At 60.3% G+C, this 17,514-nt stretch carries 15 protein-coding genes and 2 pseudogenes; 4 read left to right on the top strand and 13 right to left on the bottom strand.

Annotation, left to right across the window (positions count from 1 at the left end; translation table 11 throughout):
* Positions 1-651: 651 nt before the first annotated feature.
* The 4 genes and pseudogenes from AC07W5_RS16935 to AC07W5_RS16920 all read right to left on the bottom strand — a co-directional run bounded on the left by AC07W5_RS16935 (position 652) and on the right by AC07W5_RS16920 (position 3,604).
* Entirely contained in the window at positions 652-969 is a 318-nt protein-coding gene (locus tag AC07W5_RS16935; RefSeq protein WP_495012854.1) for a DUF7693 family protein, read from the bottom strand.
* Between the two features lie 162 nt (positions 970-1,131).
* A pseudogene (locus AC07W5_RS16930) lies at positions 1,132-1,334 on the bottom strand (IS3 family transposase); the annotation flags it as partial.
* Positions 1,335-1,528: 194 nt separating this feature from the next.
* Entirely contained in the window at positions 1,529-2,287 is a 759-nt protein-coding gene (locus AC07W5_RS16925; RefSeq protein ID WP_495023875.1) for an SDR family oxidoreductase, read from the bottom strand.
* A 216-nt stretch (positions 2,288-2,503) separates the two neighbouring features.
* Positions 2,504-3,604 carry an alkene reductase gene (locus tag AC07W5_RS16920; protein WP_494992887.1) on the bottom strand — a complete coding sequence of 367 codons (1,101 nt, stop codon included), beginning with the start codon at positions 3,602-3,604 and terminating at the stop codon, positions 2,504-2,506.
* A gap of 148 nt (positions 3,605-3,752) precedes the next feature.
* On the opposite strand from AC07W5_RS16920, the gene AC07W5_RS16915 reads away from it, so the two are divergent.
* Positions 3,753-4,637 (top strand): LysR family transcriptional regulator, encoded by an 885-nt coding sequence (locus AC07W5_RS16915; RefSeq protein WP_495023874.1) that lies wholly within the window; start codon positions 3,753-3,755, stop codon positions 4,635-4,637.
* A gap of 292 nt (positions 4,638-4,929) precedes the next feature.
* Here AC07W5_RS16915 and ahr read toward each other — a convergent pair whose 3' ends face one another.
* Positions 4,930-5,961 (bottom strand): NADPH-dependent aldehyde reductase Ahr, encoded by a 1,032-nt coding sequence (gene ahr / locus AC07W5_RS16910; protein ID WP_495023873.1) that lies wholly within the window; start codon positions 5,959-5,961, stop codon positions 4,930-4,932.
* Between the two features lie 104 nt (positions 5,962-6,065).
* Between ahr and AC07W5_RS16905 the strand changes: the two are divergent.
* A pseudogene (locus AC07W5_RS16905) lies at positions 6,066-6,257 on the top strand (HvfA family oxazolone/thioamide-modified RiPP metallophore); the annotation flags it as partial.
* A 78-nt stretch (positions 6,258-6,335) separates the two neighbouring features.
* Here the strand turns inward: AC07W5_RS16905 and AC07W5_RS16900 are convergent.
* The 8 genes from AC07W5_RS16900 to idi form a co-directional block, all read right to left on the bottom strand.
* On the bottom strand, positions 6,336-7,364 hold the full coding sequence (locus AC07W5_RS16900; RefSeq protein ID WP_494992890.1) for a D-cysteine desulfhydrase family protein: 1,029 nt from the start codon (positions 7,362-7,364) through the stop codon (positions 6,336-6,338).
* A 42-nt stretch (positions 7,365-7,406) separates the two neighbouring features.
* Positions 7,407-7,880: a MaoC family dehydratase gene (locus AC07W5_RS16895; RefSeq protein ID WP_495012858.1), complete on the bottom strand. Its 474-nt coding sequence runs from the start codon at positions 7,878-7,880 to the stop codon at positions 7,407-7,409.
* 234 nt (positions 7,881-8,114) lie between these two features.
* Positions 8,115-8,435: an EamA family transporter gene (locus tag AC07W5_RS16890; protein ID WP_495023872.1), complete on the bottom strand. Its 321-nt coding sequence runs from the start codon at positions 8,433-8,435 to the stop codon at positions 8,115-8,117.
* A 231-nt stretch (positions 8,436-8,666) separates the two neighbouring features.
* Entirely contained in the window at positions 8,667-10,601 is a 1,935-nt protein-coding gene (dxs, locus tag AC07W5_RS16885) for a 1-deoxy-D-xylulose-5-phosphate synthase (RefSeq protein WP_495023871.1), read from the bottom strand.
* Between the two features lie 52 nt (positions 10,602-10,653).
* Positions 10,654-11,541: a (2E,6E)-farnesyl diphosphate synthase gene (gene ispA / locus AC07W5_RS16880; protein WP_494992894.1), complete on the bottom strand. Its 888-nt coding sequence runs from the start codon at positions 11,539-11,541 to the stop codon at positions 10,654-10,656.
* 287 nt (positions 11,542-11,828) lie between these two features.
* The gene (locus tag AC07W5_RS16875; RefSeq protein WP_495012861.1) at positions 11,829-12,956 is read right to left on the bottom strand and encodes a glycosyltransferase; all 1,128 of its coding nucleotides are present in this window, start codon (positions 12,954-12,956) and stop codon (positions 11,829-11,831) included.
* The gene (gene hpnH, locus AC07W5_RS16870; protein ID WP_495012862.1) at positions 12,956-14,089 is read right to left on the bottom strand and encodes an adenosyl-hopene transferase HpnH; all 1,134 of its coding nucleotides are present in this window, start codon (positions 14,087-14,089) and stop codon (positions 12,956-12,958) included. The genes AC07W5_RS16875 and hpnH overlap by 1 nt, the downstream gene beginning before the upstream one ends.
* Positions 14,090-14,131: 42 nt before the next feature.
* Positions 14,132-14,785: an isopentenyl-diphosphate Delta-isomerase gene (gene idi, locus AC07W5_RS16865; protein ID WP_494992897.1), complete on the bottom strand. Its 654-nt coding sequence runs from the start codon at positions 14,783-14,785 to the stop codon at positions 14,132-14,134.
* Between the two features lie 61 nt (positions 14,786-14,846).
* Here idi and hpnI point away from each other — a divergent pair, with 61 nt between their 5' ends.
* Complete coding sequence (hpnI, locus tag AC07W5_RS16860; RefSeq protein ID WP_495023870.1) at positions 14,847-16,007, top strand: bacteriohopanetetrol glucosamine biosynthesis glycosyltransferase HpnI; 1,161 nt, start codon at positions 14,847-14,849, stop codon at positions 16,005-16,007.
* 74 nt (positions 16,008-16,081) lie between these two features.
* Positions 16,082-17,509, top strand: a complete 1,428-nt coding sequence (hpnJ, locus tag AC07W5_RS16855; RefSeq protein ID WP_494992899.1) for a hopanoid biosynthesis associated radical SAM protein HpnJ — start codon at positions 16,082-16,084, stop codon at positions 17,507-17,509.
* Positions 17,510-17,514: the final 5 nt, after the last annotated feature.

The raw sequence follows: 17,514 nt of genomic DNA, 5'->3' as shown, positions 1-17,514 counted from the left end.
CCGCAACAGAGAATGCCTCAACAGCAGCGCGAGTCGGGACAGCTACCGCATCAGCCGCAGCTAATGCCTCAGCCGCAGCTACAACCGCAGCCGCTGCCGCAACAGAGACTGCCCCAACAGCAGCGCGAGTCGGGACAGCTACCGCATCAGCCGCAGCTAATGCCTCAGCCGCAGCAACAACCGCAGTCGCAGCCGCAACAGAGACTGCCCCAACAGCAACACGAGGCTGGACAGCTGCCGCATCAGCCGCAGCAACAACCGCAGTCGCAGCCGCAACAGAGACTGCCCCAACAGCAACACGAGGCTGGACAGCTAATGCATCAGCCGCAGCTACAACCGCAGCCACTGCCGCAACAGAGACCGCCCCAACAGCAGCACGAGGCGGGACAGCTAATGCATCAGCCGCAGCAGCAACCGCAGCCGCAGCCGCAGCCGCAACAGAAATCGCAACGACAGCAGTCTCCGTCTCAGCAGCAAGGGCCCCAGCAATGAAAACGGCGCGTCATCCATCGCTCGAACAAAGAGGGCCGGTTGCGTGCGAGCCCTCTTTGTCGATGCGGCCTCGCTTGTTTTCGGGAGAGGGGCATCAACCCGAAGGTTAGATACGTGGTCGATGAGCTGATTCAATTATGTGAGCATTGGCAGTAACGGTCAGAGCGCATTTAACAGCTGCTCAAGCTGCTCACGTTCCCAGCCACTCAATAGGTCGACAGGATCAGTGCCGTAGCGCTGCCAGGTTTCAAGAGTCCCGACTCGACCGTCTGGTGCCCTGCAATGCTCGCAGTAGTCCAACGCGTCGCAATCGTTGAAAAGCGTGAGATGCCAGCCGTCGACCTCAACGAACGTGGGGCCGTTGCAGATTTCATTCCAAGACTGACTGCAGGCTCTTTTCATGGAACGCGTGCCAAGCGCAACGTCTCTTAGCACCTGGTAGACCTCGCGGGCATTGAGAGGGGAGGTTGTGTTCAAAATAGTCTTTCCTGCGGATATTCCATTGTTCGCCGCCTTTCCCGTTCACCCTATGCCGCTACTGCAGACGCTACAACGTCTTGCGAGGGTTTGAGCCTCGATAGCTTTACGCGTCAAGCCTCCACGCGGACTGCCACAAGCAGGCCAACACACCTGTAGTGGTCAGCTAATCCTGGACACGACGTTAAGTTTTTTCCCGGCCTGAGCTGGCGCCAGCCCACCGTTGAATTGATGGGGCCGAATCCAATTGTACCGATGCATCACTGACGGCTGCCATATTGCGAACCCTGATCCGGGTGAAACAGCTGCCCCTGAGGCCGCCCTCGCTGCTCGTAAGCCATATCCAGCGCCTTGATGAGCAGATCCGGATTGGAGATGAAGTGCCGGCCATCGGCGCTGCCTACAGCGATGAGCCGGTTACCGCGTTTCGGCGTCCATCCGGACATTGGCGATCAGCGTCCCCCTGAAGATGGAGCGCAAGTGCCGGAGCATCGCGCCACCAGCGAGATGCTCCAGTGATGTGTCAGCGTGGGCCTGGCCAGTTCTGACGTCGTCGCGGTCAGCCCAAAGCCGGCCCGGCTGCGATCATGTCGTTGAACTGATTGACCCACGCATGCTCGTTCGGGCCGGGGTTGGCACGCATAGCCTCGGCTGGAGAGACGAGGATTTCGTCCACGCCGCTCTCGAACTGCTTCATCGCTTCAGTAATGAACTGGTCGAGAGAAATAGCGCGCTCTTCCTCGCTGCTATTGAGCAGCTCGGTGCGTACCCAAGGCGGCGCGATTTCGACCAGTTGGATGCCATGTCCGCGCAGCAGGTAGCGCTGTGACAACGTGTAGGAATGGAGCGCTGCCTTGGTCGCTGAATAGACCGCCGTCACCGCCATCGGCACGAAGCCGAGAACGGAGGAGACGTTGACGATCACCGCATCGGGCTGCGCCTTCAGATGCTCGACCAGTGCCGAGGTCATGCGGATCGGGCCGAGCAGGTTAGTGGTGACGGTCGACAGTGCGAGTGCATCGTCCACCGGCCCGTCCGCGTGATCCAGCAGCATGATGCCGGCATTGTTGATTAGCACATTCACGTCCGGGTAATTGGAAATGAGCTTCTGTGCTGCCGCCTGGATGCTGTGCGGGTCGGTAATGTCGAGTTCAATGGCGGCCATGCCGGGATTGGCGTCGAGCGTCTCCTGCAGCCGCTCCATACGCCGGCCAGAAATGATCACCTGATTGCCGAGTTTGTGGAAGGCTTCGGCCAAGCCTCGGCCAATGCCGGAGCCGCCGCCAGTGATGAAGATAGTATTGCCGGTCATACGCATGACACTTCTCCTGGAAGGATGGAAATAAGGCCGTCCAGCGCGCTGTCCGGATGAACAGGTCGACCGAAGGAAGACTCGCTACAAGATGTTCGATCAAGGCACGGCCGGCACTCCGGGTACTCATCAGCCAGAATGCACTCAACCCCGTTGCTGAGGTGAGTCAGGTTTTTTGGACAGCTGGGGTACTACGACCCCAGTTGCCAGCAGTGCGGATTATCATGCAGCTTCGGTATGGGAAGGATAGTCCGTGTAACCCACCTCCGTGCCACCGAAGAAAGACTCGCGGTCGTACGGGTTCAGCGGCCAGCCGTTGCGCAGGCGCTCTGGCAAGTCAGGGTTGGCGATGAAGTGACGGCCAAAAGCGACCAGGTCAGCATCGCCGGCCTCAAGGATCGCCTTGGCCGATTCACCGGAGAAGCCGCCCGCTGCGATAAGGGTGCCCTTGTAGTGCTTGCGCAGGAGCTGGGTCGCCACCGGATTCTGGTCCCGGCTCTCGTCCTCGACGACACCCAGGATGCGCGGCTCGATCAGATGCAGATAGGCGAGGTCCAGCTTGTCCAGCTCGCGCGCGACATAGGTGAACAGGCCAACGGGGTCGCTGTCGGACATATCGCCGAAATTGCCGCTCGGCCCCAGACGCACCGCCACCCGATTGCTGCCCCAGACGGAGATCACAGCCTCTACCGCTTCCAGCAGGAACCGGCTGCGGTTCTCGAACGAGCCACCGTAGATATCCGTACGTTTGTTGCTGCCGTCCTGCAGGAACTGATCGAACAGGTAGCCGTTCGCCGAGTGGATCTCGACACCGTCGAAGCCGGCAGCGATACCGCGTTCGGCCGCTGCGCGGAAACTTTCCACCAGCTGGCGGATTTCAGCGATGGTCAGTTCACGCGGCGGGGTGCCGGGGGTCCAGCCGAGCTCGGTGTAGGCCACGCCGCCGTGGACCACGACGGAAGGGGCCACCGGCTGGCCGCCGTCCGGTTGCAGCAGGCTATTGGACTGGCGCCCCGCATGGTAGAGCTGCAGGAAGATTTTGCCGCCCTTGGCATGGACTGCGTCGGTCACGAGCTTCCAGCCGGCGATCTGGCTGTCGTCATACAGACCGGGAGCACCGAGGTATCCATTGCCATTGGCTGCGGCGATAGTGGCTTCGCCGATCAGCAGGCCACCGGCGGTGGTACGCTGGGCGTAGTACTCGGCCATCAGCTGGCCAGGAATGGCGCCTGGTTCGGCACGCATGCGGGTAAGTGGCGCTAAAACGACGCGGTGGGCAATTTGGTATGGGCCTATTTGGATGTTCGTATGCAGTTTGGACATGACGTCGATACCTGTCAGTGGTGGGATGGGGGCAATGTAGGCGTAAAGTGCGTGAAGAAAAATATCCCGCGATGCCGAACATTTCGGATAGTTTTTCCGTAATCCCGCCTTGTTGGTGGGGTACTACCGGGGGCAAGCAGGAAAAGTGATGGAAAGCCTGAGTGGCATTTCAATGTTCGTGCAAGTTGCCGAAACGCGCAGCTTTACCGAGGCCGGCCGGCAGCTGGGGGTGTCGTCCTCGACCGTGGGCAAAACCATCGCTCGGATGGAAGAGCGCTTGCGTGTACGGCTGTTTCATCGCAGCACACGCAGTATCACGCTGACTGCCGAGGGGACCGTGTTCCTTGAGCGATGCCGCCGCATCCTCAGCGAGGTCACCGCTGCCGAGTCCGAGCTGTCAGGCCTGGCTGGCAGCCCGCGTGGGCGGCTTCGCGTGGGCACTCCTCTACTGGGCGACCTGATGATGCCGGCCTTTGACGGGTTCATGGAGCGGTATCCGGAAGTCGAACTGGATATCGATTTTTGCGACCGCATGGTCGATGTGATCGAGGAGGGGTTCGACGCGGTGATTCGGACCGGCGAGCAAACCGATTCTCGTCTGGCCGCGCGCCGCTTGGGTTCCTGCGCACATGTGCTGGTGGCATCGCCCACGTATCTCAAGCGGCAGGGTGTACCTACTTATCCGCGTGAACTGGAAAGTCATTTCTGCCTGCAACACAAATTTCCCGCAACGGGAAAGCTGGAGCGTTGGCCGCTGCGGCTCGAAGCATCCGAGGCTGAATTAGTGCTGCCCGCCACGATGACGTCGAACACGATCGAGCCCCTTGCCTATGCCGCAATCCAGGGCAGAGGCATTGCCTTTCTGCCCGTCTTCCTGGTGCGCGAAGCGTTGGAAGGCGGGCAGCTGGTCACGGTGCTGGACGACTACATCGACCGCCAGGTCGTCTTCTGGATGCTGTGGCCAGCCAGCCGTTATGCCTCGCCCAAGTTGCGGGTTTTCATTGACTACATGAGTGCGCACTTGCGCATCTGATTGCTTACGCCCTCAGCGTCAGGCGCACACCGTCGCGGTTGGAGATCTCGATGGCGTCGATCAGTACAGGTCCGAACATTTCGGACGTCGATGTCCGCAATCGAGCATTTCGGCGCTTTGAGCTAACCAGCAAACATTCGAGCAGTCATGTCCATGGCGGCACAGTCGCTGCGCTGCGACAGCTGGGAGCTTCTAATGGAAAGGTCTGTGTCTGCTCTGCTCGAGCCGATGAGGGGGGGCTGTAGTAGCGGCGGTAGAGGGCGCGTGCGGCGTTACCCGACGCGCCCGTCTGTCATTTGCCGGCGTCGAGCACGACGCGGTAGCGCGCCTTGCCACTGCGTAAGTGATCGATGGCTTCGTTGACCCGGCTCATGGGAAAGTGCTCGACCTGCGGCAGGATCTGATGACGAGCGCAGAATTCCAGCATGGTCGCCGTGGTACTGGGCGAACCCACCGGCGAGGCAGATAAGGTCTTCTGTTGCGCAAGCAGGTCGAACACGTGCACTGGAATAGCGCCGGGCACTGCGCCAACAAAATGCAGGCGTCCGTTGCCGCGCAGGGTTGCGAGCATGGCCGGCCAGTCAAGGTCGGCGTTGGCGGTGACCAAGAGAAAATCCAGGGTGCCGGCAATGGATTTCAGCGCATTGCTGTCGGTCGAGGCGACTACCTTGTGCGCGCCCAGGCGTCTGGCTTCGTCCTGCTTGCTCAACGACGAGGTAAAGGCCGTGACTTCGCAGCCCCAGGCGTTAAGGAAGCGCAGTGCCAGATGACCGAGGCCACCGATGCCCACCACACCGACCCGGTCGGTGGGCTTGACGTCGAATTCCACAAGCGAGTTGAACACCGTCGAACCGGCGCAGAACAGAGGGCCGGCCATGGCCGGGTCGAGTCCATCCGGTATCGCCAGAGCCCAGGCCCAGTGCGAACGCAGGCGGTCGGCGAAGCCTCCGTTGCTGCCGATGATGGTGGGTTGGACTGTGCCACATAGGTGATGGGAGCCTCCGATACACGAGGAGCAATGCATGCAACTGCCCTTGTACCAACCAATACCCACCCGTTGTCCCACTTCAAGACCGCGTACTTGCGCGCCCGCTCGCACGATACTGCCGACCACCTCGTGGCCGGGAATAAAGGGGTAGTGGCTAATGCCCCATTCGTTATCGATCAGTGACTGGTCGGAGTGACAGACGCCGCAATACTCCACGGCGACTTCCACCTCCTCGTCCCCCAATGGACCGGGATCGTAGCTATAGCGCTCCAGTGGAGCACCGGCTGCCGTTGCGGCCCAGCCGGTGAAGGAAGTGAGTTCGGTACTATCGCTCATTGGATACCTCCAGATCAGGAGACAGGGGCTTTGGCAGCTCAGGTGCCGCGAAGGAGCAACGCTGATCAGTGCCCAAGGCGTGATTGAGTCTAGCACCCCGGTACGGCCGCGCTTCGCTCAAGGAACTCCTGACCGTGGCCCCGAAGGGCGGTGAGGAATTCAAAGCCATGGACACCAACAAAGACGGTTACCTCTCCGAAGCCGAGGTCTACACGTTCAGGACCAACCAGTACACCTTCAACGGCAAGAAAATGCCCATTGAACTGTTCACTCGCATGAGCCAGGCGAAGGGCTGATACGTCTCTGTTGTTCCAACCTCCCGGTGCTCGCCTGCAGGGAGGGTTTTACGACCGCTGGAGAACGCCGATGACCGGTCAGCTGAAGGCAGCACGGTAGGCGAAAATGCCCGGTATTCCTCCAGTCATCAGAAAGAGCAAATTGCTGCCGGCCGGGAATTCGCCACGGCGGACGGATGCCAGCAATCCGGCGAATGCCTTGCCGCCGTATACGGGATCAATGAGCAACCCTTCATGGGAAGCCAGTAGACGGGTAGCCTCCAGCATGGCTTCGGTCGGGGCGCCATAGGCGTCGCCACGCTGGCTGCCATCCACGCTGAGCGCGCTTTCAGCCAGTATGGTGGACGGGTCAAGGAGGTGTAGAACTTGTCGGGTTTTTTCCAGGGTTATACCGAAAGCTTGTTCTTCTGTTCCGAGTACGGTGTATCCGATAATTCGCGTTGATGCTCGGGCCAGGGTGACGCCGGCCAGCAAGCCCGAGTGAGTCCCGCTACTGCCATTGGGGACGACTATACGGTCGAGATGGAGTCCCAGAGCATCCGCCTGGCGAAGAACCTCGGCCGCGCATGCGGTATAGCCCAGACAACCTCTGGGACTTGAACCGCCCAACGGCATGACAAAGGGCCTTTTACCCTGTCGCTTGAGCTTCTCGACCAGCTCTGCTGCATAGGTGTCGGGAACAGCCCCGAGGGGTAGCCGATGGATCGCAGCGCCAAAAAGAGCGTCCAGCAGGACGTTGCCGTTAAGGCGATAGTCATCATCTGTGCGCACGCCAGATTGGGTCAGAATCAGTTCGCAGGCCAGGCCTTGGCGGGCGGCTACTGCAGCGGTCAACCGAGCGTGATTGGATTGAAGACCGCCCCAGGTCACCAGGGTGTCGGCGCCCTCGGCGAGTGCCTCGCCGAGCAAAAACTCCAACTTACGCAGTTTGTTTCCACCCCCGCCGAGGCCAGTCAGGTCATCTCGCTTTACGTAGAGATTGCATCCGTTCAGCTCGGGCATTTGGCTCAATCGAGACAGTTTCTGGATCGGTGTGGGGCCTTCCAGCAGCGCCACCCGGGGGTAGGCCGCAAGCGCGGTGTCAAGGTGACTCAGGTCGTGAGGCATGGAGGTTCTCTCGCGAACACGTAGCTTTTTAGTTGAAACGCTTCAGTGGGCCGCGGAGGTGCTGCGGCGAAAGATCAGCAATTTGGCGACTGAGCGTTGACGCAACTCACCGTGCTGGTTGAGCGTGTCAGTCTGGAACGTAACAAGACCGCGATCAAGCCTGGACTTCGAAGGGTTGATGGCCAGGACGGAGGTCTCGACGCGCAGTTCGTCTCCAGGGCGAGTAGCGGTAGGCCAGCTCAGCTCGCTGCCAGCGCCGATAAGACCCGCATCCAAAGGCAGGCATGAGACAAGTAAGCGCATGGTGATGGCGGCCGTATGCCAGCCGCTTGCAGCGAGCCCGGCAAAAAAAGTTTGCTCAGCCTCCTGATTGTCCAGATGAAAAGGTTGGGGGTCGAATTGCTGTGCAAAACTCTTTATTTGCTGCTCATCGATCAGGTATGTGCCGCTGCGGAACGTGTCGCCGATTGATAAATCGTCCAGGAACAGCTTGTGAAGGGTGGTTGCATCATTCATGGGATCAACTCCGATAGGCCTGATTTTTTTTGCGCTTCATCAACAATATTACAGTCATAATATGATTTGGCAGCTTGCATGCTGCAAGTCTCTATTTTTGTGGCGTAGAAAAACCGGACGGATGGTGGCGGAGAGGAGGGCTAACGAACCCTCTGGTACACCAAGCCAGAGGTGTCAGTGACTGCGATTACGCTCCAGGCCTGGTCTGTTCTGAGAAGGGAGCACCAGTGCCTGTCACCGTCCGACTTGCACAACGTACACGCCACCAGGAATTGCTGCGATGGCTAGAAGATCAATCACATGTACTGGCTCCCGGGCCACGAAAAATCCGATCAGCAACGCCACAACCGGTGGAATGTAAGTCACCGAGGCCGCTGCAAGTGCACCAAGGCGTTGCACAATGAAATAATAAAGAATGTACGCAAATCCAGTACCAAGAAGGCCAAGACCAAGAGATACGCCAAGAAAAGCCCGGCGATCTTCAGCCAACCGTGGCGACGGGATTAACAATCCTCGCAGCCTCGCTTCGAATTCAGGGGGATTACAAGCAGTCACGTGCAGCCTTTTTCAGGGCGCTGAGGCCAAACGGCGACGCTAACGGGGCTCGCTGATATAAGGACACCTTGCTGCCAGCCGCAGCCTTATGGACCTCGATGATATCGTCCGCCGCGACGTTGCTCTCAGCCACGATTTTGTAGCGCCCCTGACTTTCCGTCAGGGTGTGGCCGACTTCTCTTTTTGCCATTATCTGCTTCAGGCGAGGGCAAAGTTTAATGTGTTTGACCCTTACGGGAGAACCCCTTGTTTCTGCCCGTCGTCAGCCCAGTGCAACAGTGCCAGGCGCCCGAGCACCGCAGCTTCGATGCCGGCGGCGTCGAGCCCGCATTCGGCGAGCATTTCGGCGGGCTGGGCGGGTTCCAGGTAGCGATCCGGCAGGCCCAGATGAAGGATCGGCTGGACCAGGTTCTCGTTGGCGAGAAATGTGGCCACCGCGCTGCCGGCACCGCCCATGATGCTATTTTCCTCGATGGTGACCAAGAGTTCGTGGCTGGAGGCCAACTTGCGTATCAAGGCCTCGTCCAGCGGTTTGACGAAGCGCATGTCAGCCACCGTGGCATCCAGCTCTTCGGCGACCTTGAACGCTTCCGGCAACTGCGTGCCAAACACCAGCAGGGCGACTTGCTTGCCGCGGCGACGAAGCACGCCCTTACCGATTTCCAGGGGTTCCAGGCCAGGTTCGATGGCCGCGTTCGGCCCACAACCACGGGGATAGCGCACCGCCGCCGGGCCTGGGTAGCGGAAGCCGGTGGTGAGCATGCGGCGCAATTCGTTCTCGTCGCTGGGGGTCATCACCAGCATTCCGGGAATGCAGCGCAGATAGGAGAGGTCGAAGCTGCCCGCGTGGGTCGGACCGTCCTCACCGACCACACCGGCGCGGTCGATAGCAAACAGCACGTCGAGATTTTGCACCGCGACGTCGTGGATCAACTGATCGTAGGCGCGCTGGAGGAAGGTTGAATAGATCGCCACAACCGGCTTCAGGCCAGAGCAGGCCATGCCGGCGGCAAGGGTCACGGCGTGCTGCTCGGCGATGGCGACGTCGAAATAGCGATCCGGGTAGCGTTCGCTGAAGGCGATCAGGTCGGAGCCCTCTTTCATGGCCGGAGTTATGCCGGTCAGGCGCGAATCGGTGGCGGCCATGTCGCACAGCCACTGGCCGAAGACATTAGAGTATTTCGGTCCGCTCGCCTTCTTCGGCGGCTGCTGCGCACCGGCGGGCTCCAGCTCCAGTTTGGTGATGGCGTGATAGCCGATCGGATTGACCTCGGCAGGGGAAAACCCCTTACCCTTCTTGGTGACCACGTGGAGGAACTGCGGCCCCCTGAGATCGCTCAGGTTGCGCAGGGTGGCGAGGAGGGTCGGCAGATCGTGGCCGTCGATCGGGCCGATGTAGTTCCAGCCGAGTTCCTCGAACAGGGCGCCGGGCACCAGTATGCCCTTGGCGCATTCTTCGGTGCGGCGAGCAATCTCCCAGGCGCCGGGCAGGCGCGACAAGATTTTCTTGCTGCCCTCGCGCACGCTGGCATAGGTGCGGCTGGAGAGGATCTTCGCCAGATAGTTGGACAGGCCGCCGACGTTATTGGAGATCGACATGTCGTTGTCATTCAGGATCACCAGCATGTCGGCCTTCACATCCGACGCGTGGCTGAGCGCCTCGAAGGCCATCCCGGCCGTCAGTGCACCATCGCCGATCACGGCAATGGATTTGTGTCTCTCACCCTTGAGGCGCGAGGCGATGGCCATACCCAGGGCGGCGCTGATTGAGGTACTGGAATGACCGACGCCAAAGGTGTCGTACTCGCTCTCGATGCGGCGCGGGAACGGGCCTATGCCACCCTTCTGGCGTAGCGTGTGCATCCTCCCCCGGCGACCGGTGAGGATCTTGTGTGGGTAGGCCTGGTGGCCGACGTCCCATACCAGGCGGTCGTTGGGCGTGTCGAAGACATAATGGAGGGCAATGGTGAGTTCGATCACACCGAGCCCGGCGCCGAAGTGGCCGCCCGTCTGACCGACGATGTAGAACAGCTCCTGACGCAACTCATCGGCCAGTATTTCCAGCTCCGCCTCGCTGAGCAGACGCAGTCGGTCCGGCGTCGCGGCGCGGTCCAGCAGTGGAGTGGCGGGGCGCATGCGGGGGATCTCATGGAACGTCTTGGACATCGGAGGATCCTTTAGCGGACTTGGCCAATGGTCGCAGGTGACGCCGGTTGGCTCAGTGGCGCCGTTCGACGATATAGCAGGCCAGGGCGCGCAGCGGCTCGGCGCCGACGCCGAACGGATGCAGAGCGGAAAGGGCCTGGTCGTGCAAACTGCGGGCATAGGTCTTGGCCGCATCGAGACCGAGCAGGGCCGGGTAGGTCGGCTTGTCGTGGGCAATGTCGGCGCCCTGGCGTTTGCCGAGGGTGGCGGTATCACTCTCCACGTCGAGAATGTCGTCCTGCACCTGGAAGGCCAGGCCGATGGCCCGAGCATAGTCGCGCAGGGCTCGTAGCGAGGCTTCGTCTGCGTTACCGCTGGCCAGCGCGCCAAGCTGCACGCAGGCTTCGATCAATGCGCCAGTCTTGTGTCGATGCATGGTTTCCAGAGCGTTCTGATCGAGCTGGTGACCGACCGCCTCGAGATCGATGGCTTGGCCACCGACCAGGCCGGCAGGGCCGACGGCACGCGCCAGGATACCGCACATTTCCAGGCGAACTTCGGCACTCTGAGGGTTGTGCCGGGGATCGGCGAGCACCTCGAAGGCCAGCGCCTGCAGGCCATCGCCTGCGAGGATCGCGCAGGCCTCGTCGAACGCCTTGTGGGTGGTTGGCTGGCCGCGACGCAGGTCGTCGTCATCCATCGCTGGCAGATCGTCGTGAACCAGCGAATAAGCGTGGATCAGCTCCACTGCGCAGGCGGCGCCTTTGGCCTGTTCCGCCGCGCCGTCGAGGGCTTCGCAAGCGGTATAGACCAGCATCGGGCGGACCCGCTTACCGCCGTTGACGACGCTGTAGCGCATCGCCTGGTACAGGCGTTGCAGTTCGTCGCGTGGAGGTAGCAGGAGTTCTTCCAGAGCGGCATCGACGCGCGCCTGGCATTGTTTTTGGTAGGTCGCGATCATGCTTGAGTGTCCACGCCGAAGGGCGCTGTTCGAGGAGCACGCCGTGCTTGAGGAGGTTCTGCACACTCTGCTCGGTCTGTATCAGGGGCAACCGGCTGCCACGGTTTTAGGGGAGGACTTTCGAAATCGACGGTGGCTTTCTTGGGGGCCATGGGCAGAAACCAGTGTCGGCAGCGGTTCAAAAAACAACTCAATACTGACACTAGCAGAGCGATTGCTCTGCGGCAAACGCTACAACCGGCGCGTCGTCGAAGGGCGAATGACGCCAAGGATCAATGCCCCGTGAATCAGGCACTATAGACTCGTCCCTTCCAATGAGAACGGACTCCACGCCAGTAGCGGATCGCCGAACTCCAGGTCATGCCAAGGTAAAACGCTGCGCCCAGTGGCAGCAACAAGGCCCAGAACGGAGACATCCGGTAGTAGCGTAATATCGGCAGATAGCTCAGTGTCATTGCCCCCCAGGCAGTCAGCGCCCACGGTCGAGCAAGTGGCAAACTCAGCAAGGCGAACGGTGCCGCATAGGCGACGACAAACATCACCGTCACGGTCAGCAGTATCCATATGGAGTAGCCGAGCTGGGTAAAAGCTGAACGCGCGACCATATCGTGGATAGAGATCAGGGTGCCGTAAGGGCGCCGGCTAATCACCCCACGGCTAAGGCCCAGCCAGGTACGATAGCCAGCGTTTTTGACCTGTCGTGCCAACGAGCAATCGTCGATCAATGCATCCCGCAGGCAGGTAAAGGCACCGATACTTTGCAGGACCTCGGTATCGACCAGTACACAGCCGCCCGCTGCCGCGGCCACGTACCGATGGCGAGAATTGGACAGGGCAAACGGATACAGCAATTTGAAGTAATAGACGAACGCCGGCAACAACAGATGATCCCAAAAGCTGGTGCGGCGCAGGTCTGCCATCAACGAAACAAACTGCTTCCCCTCACGCTGTTTGAACGCCCGCAGCGCCGACAGCAGGCCAGGCTGCAACTGGATGTCGGCGTCGAGCAACAGCGTCATGGGCGTACGCACGTGGGACTTTCCCTGCTCCAATGCCCACAGTTTTCCGGCCCAGCCCTCCGGTAATGGCTGGCCGCTGACGACGCGAGTGTCAGGAAAGGCGCTAGCAATAGTGGCCGTGGCGTCGCTGGACTGGTCGTCGATGACCACCACCTGCAACCCTGTGCCCTGTGCCTGCAAGGCGGTCAGGGTAACGCCGAGCGTGTCGGCTTCGTTGCGTGCCGGAATCAACACGGTAATGTCGCTGAGATCAGTCGTACCGCCGGTGTGTGAGTCGGCCTCAAGCCGTTCGCGGGTGCTCCACGGCCGCCATGGCGCCACGAGCAGTCCGACCCAGATCACGGCAGGGAGAAGTGTAAGCGCCCAGCCGTACGCGGACAGGGTCAATGTCGCCACTAGCCTTTACCGGGATCCGCACCGGTGGGTTCGACGATGCGAACCGGGATGCGTGCGGAGGGGGTCTCGACACGTTCGCTGTAGAGCACGGGTAGCGCGGGCGCCATGGCGCCATCGGTGCGGGGGCCGAACAGGGCCACACGCATCGCTTTCAGTGGATGGTCGAAGGTGTCGTTGACGGCGCTGCCTTCGAAGCCGCAGTGGGCCATACAGTTGTCGCACTTGGGGTTAATACCGACGCCATAGTTTTCCCACTGGGTTTCTTCCATCAATACCTTGTAGGTCGGCGCGTAACCCTCATCGACCAGCAAGTAGCAAGGCTTCTGCCAGCCAAAAATATTGAAGGTCGGGTTGGACCACGGCGTGCACTGGTAGCGTTGGTTGCCGGCGAGAAAGTCGAGGAACATCGAGGACTGATTGAACACCCATTTGCTCTTGCGTTCCTTGCCGCGCTTGAACACCTCGCGGAACAGGGTGCTGCTCTCGGTGCGGCCAAGGAACACGTCTTGACGCGGTGCGTGCTCGTAGCTGAAACCGGGAGACACGGTGATGCCCTCGATGCCCAGGGACATGGCGTAGTCGAAGAAATCAGCGATGTTGTCCGGCGGCTCTTGATTGAACAAGGTGCAATTGATGGTCACCCGATAGCCGCGAGAAAGCGCTAGCTTGATCGCCTCAACGGCTTTGTCGAACACGCCTTCCATACACACAGAATCATCGTGGCGCTGCTGTAAACCATCCAGATGGATAGACCAGGTGAAGTAGGGGGACGGTTCGTATTCATCGATGTGCTTGGTCAGCAGAATCGCGTTGGTGCACAGATAAACGAACTTCTTGCGGGCAATAATGCCCCGCACGATCTGCGGCATTTCCTTGTGAATAAGGGGCTCGCCACCGGGAATGGAGACCACGGGCGCGTCGCATTCGTCCACGGCGCGCAAGGCATCCTCGACGCTCAGGCGCTTGCGCAGGATGTCCTTGGGGTGGTCGATCTTGCCGCAACCTGCGCAGGCCAAATTACACTGGAACAGGGGCTCCAGCATCATCGCCAGTGGATAGCGGTGCTGGCCTCTTAGCTTCTTGCCGAGGATGTAGCGTGCAATCCTGGCCTGTTGAATAAGGGGAATGCCCAAGGAAGTCTCCGCGATTTCTGTCTGCCATCTACCATCGGGAACTTAAGAAAGCGGCGTGAACAGGTCGGCATGTTCTCGACGCAGGCGCTCCCACTCGATCTTGAACCAAGGCGTAAAATGGTGTGGTTGTTCCGCCAGTTCCGTGTCCAGCGTTTCCGGAGAAATATACCGCAGCGCCGAGACTTCGTTGAGGTTGAGCGTGGGCACTTCGTCGCTGCGCCCGGCATACACCCAGCACAACTCATGCTCGGCGCCTTCTGTGTCGAACTGTGCCTGGTATTCGAATTTGAAGAGAAACTGTAGCGAGCATTGCATGCCCAGTTCTTCACCGAGACGTCGTTCAATGGCTACGTCCAGCGTCTCGCCACGCCGTGGATGGCTGCAGCAGGTGTTGGACCAGAAGCCCGGCCACAGGCGCTTACCCGCTGCCCGTTGCTGCAACAGCAACTCGCCTTTGCGATTAAATACCAACAGCGAAAAGGCCCGGTGCAGCAAGCCTTGCCCCTGATGCGCGGAGGCCTTGTCGAGAAACCCGATTTCCTGATCGAACCTGTCGACAAGAACCAGCTGCTCGTCATTAAAGGAAACCACGTCCGTCGATTCACGCCACTGGCGACATTCCTGTTCCTGGCTAGCCAAAATCAACCTCCTCGAGAGATCCCGTTTTGGCAGTGTAGCGTAGCGCAGAATCTCCATTGCGCAGATTTCGATCTAACGTCGATTGCTATCAACGAGCAATTGTTGTAATCAACCCCACATGCCGACCCCTTACTTCGTCAGCACGTTCGCCACCTGGTTGGGCAGCGGATTGGTCGTTGCCGCCGCCGGCTATGCCGTCGTCGCCTTGGGCGCTGTGCTCAAGCACCTTCGCGCACCGACTCCTCTGACGGGCGTCGGTGGGCGGGCGCACCCGGTGTCTGTGCTCAAGCCCTTGCATGGCGCCGAACCGCGGCTGTACGAAAACTTGCGCGGATTCTGTCAGCAGATCCGCTCGGGTGATCAATTGATATTCGGTGTGCGCGAGCCTCAGGACCCCGCCATTGCTGTGGTGCAGAGGCTGTGCGCGGAATTCCCGCAGCTGGCCATTGACCTGGTCGTCGATCCCCGCGTGCAGGGCGTCAATTTGAAAGTCAGCAACCTGCTGAACATGATGCCGCTGGTCCGTCACGACTGGCTGGTGCTGGCCGACAGCGATATCAGTGTGCCTGCGGATTATTTGTCGCGGGTGACGGCGCCGTTGGCGGACCCAAGTGTGGGAATCGTCACCTGCCTATATCACGGAGTCCCGCAGGGCGGGTTCTGGTCGCGTCTGGGCTGCCTTTTCATTGACGACTGGTTTGCACCTTCGGTCTGCCTGGCGCATGCCTTCGGCTCCAGGCGTTTCGCGTTCGGCTCGACGATCGCGCTGCGCCGCGAAACGTTGCAAGCCGTCGGCGGCTTCGAGGTGTTGCGCGATACCTTGGCCGATGATTTCTGGTTGGGCCAGCTGACCCGGGAAGCCGGGTTGCGGACCGTGCTGTCGGAGGTATGGGTGGGCACTGAAGTCAGCGAAACCCGCCTGAGCGAGCTATGGATGCACGAACTGCGTTGGCTGCGGACCATCCGTTCCATCTCGCCAGGCGGCTTTGCGATGAGCGTTGTCTGTTTCACCTGGCCGGTGTCGCTGGTGGGTCTTACGCTGGCGCCTTCGACGCTGAACGTCTGCCTGGCGGTGGTCGCGGGTGTTGCGCGGGTTGCGCAGTTTTTTCTCGGGCGCAACGTCAGACGCCTATCGACACCCTGGTATTGCGTGCCGTTTACCCCCTTGCGCGACCTGCTGCTATTAATGGAGTGGGCAGTGGCCCTGACCGGTCGGCGGGTGAAGTGGCGCGGCAACGTTCTGCATGCGCGCAAGGGCGGACCCATACGCTATAGTTGACCGTGATTTTCTGTAGTGCGTTCGCAGGCGGTTGGCAAATCTCGGTCCAGTGACCGTTGGAGCTAATAATTCCTATGAAGACGCTTTTTCTGCAGGCGCCGTCCTTCGACGGTTTTGACGGTGGTGCCGGTTCACGTTATCAGGCCAAACGCGAGATCAAGAGCTTTTGGTACCCCACCTGGCTGGCCCAGCCCGCCGCGCTGGTGCCCGGCTCACGTTTGCTGGATGCGCCGGTGGAAGAGCTCACGGTGGAGGAATCGCTGACGATTGCCGCCGAATATGAGCTGGTGATCATCCATACCAGCACACCTTCGTTCCCCACCGATGCCAAATTCGCCGAACTGCTGAAGGCGCGCCGTCCCGAGATCCTGATCGGCATGGTCGGCGCCAAAGTGGCGGTCGATCCCTCTGATTCACTGACTGCCTCGCCGGCGATCGATTTCGTGGCGCGCGAGGAGTTTGACTTCACCTGCAAGGAAATTGCCGAGGGCCGGGCGTTCAAGGACGTCACCGGCATCAGCTACAAGCTCGCCGATGGCAGTGTGCAGCACAACCCGCCGCGGGTAATAATCGAGAACATGGACGAATTGCCGTTCGTGGCGCCCGTCTACCAACGCGACCTGAAGATCGACCGCTACTTCATTGGCTATCTGAAACACCCTTACGTGTCCATTTACACCGGCCGCGGCTGCCGCTCCAAGTGCACGTTCTGCCTCTGGCCACAGACCGTCGGCGGCCATCGCTACCGCGTTCGCTCGGCCGCCAACGTGATCGCCGAGGCGAAGTGGATCAAGGAGAACATGCGCGAAGTCAAGGAGCTGATGTTCGACGACGACACCTTCACCGACAGTTCCAACATGGACCGCGTGCACGAGATTGCCCGGGGCCTGCACGCGTTGGGTTGGACCTGGAGTTGCAACGCCAAGGCCAACGTACCTTACTCCTCGCTGAAGATCATGAAGGACAACGGCCTGCGTTTGCTGCTGGTAGGCTACGAGTCCGGCGACGACCAGATACTGCACAACATCAAAAAGGGCCTGCGGACCGATATCGCGCGGACCTTCACTGAAAACTGTCGCAAGCTGGGCATTCAGGTGCACGGTACCTTCATCCTTGGCCTGCCCGGCGAGACCAAGGAAACCATCGCCAAGACCATCGCCTTCGCCAAAGAGATCAATCCGCACACCGTCCAGGTGTCGCTGGCGGCACCGTACCCTGGCACCACGCTGTACAAGCAGGCGGTGGAGAACGGTTGGTTGCAACCCAACCGGGACATGAACCTGGTCAACGAGAAAGGCGTACAGCTGGCGCTGATCAGTTACCCGCACCTGTCCAAAGAAGATATTTTCCACGGCATCGAGACCTTCTACCGAAGCTTCTACTTCCGGCCCTCGAAGATCTGGGAGATCGTTAAAGAAATGCTGGGTAGCTGGGACATGACGAAGCGCCGCCTGCGTGAGGGAGTGGAGTTCTTCCGCTTCCTGCGCGAGCACGAGGCTTGAGCGCG

The organism is Pseudomonas sp. GW821-FHT01E05 (assembly GCF_059422425.1).
This window is presented reverse-complemented; position numbering and strand designations above follow the sequence as displayed.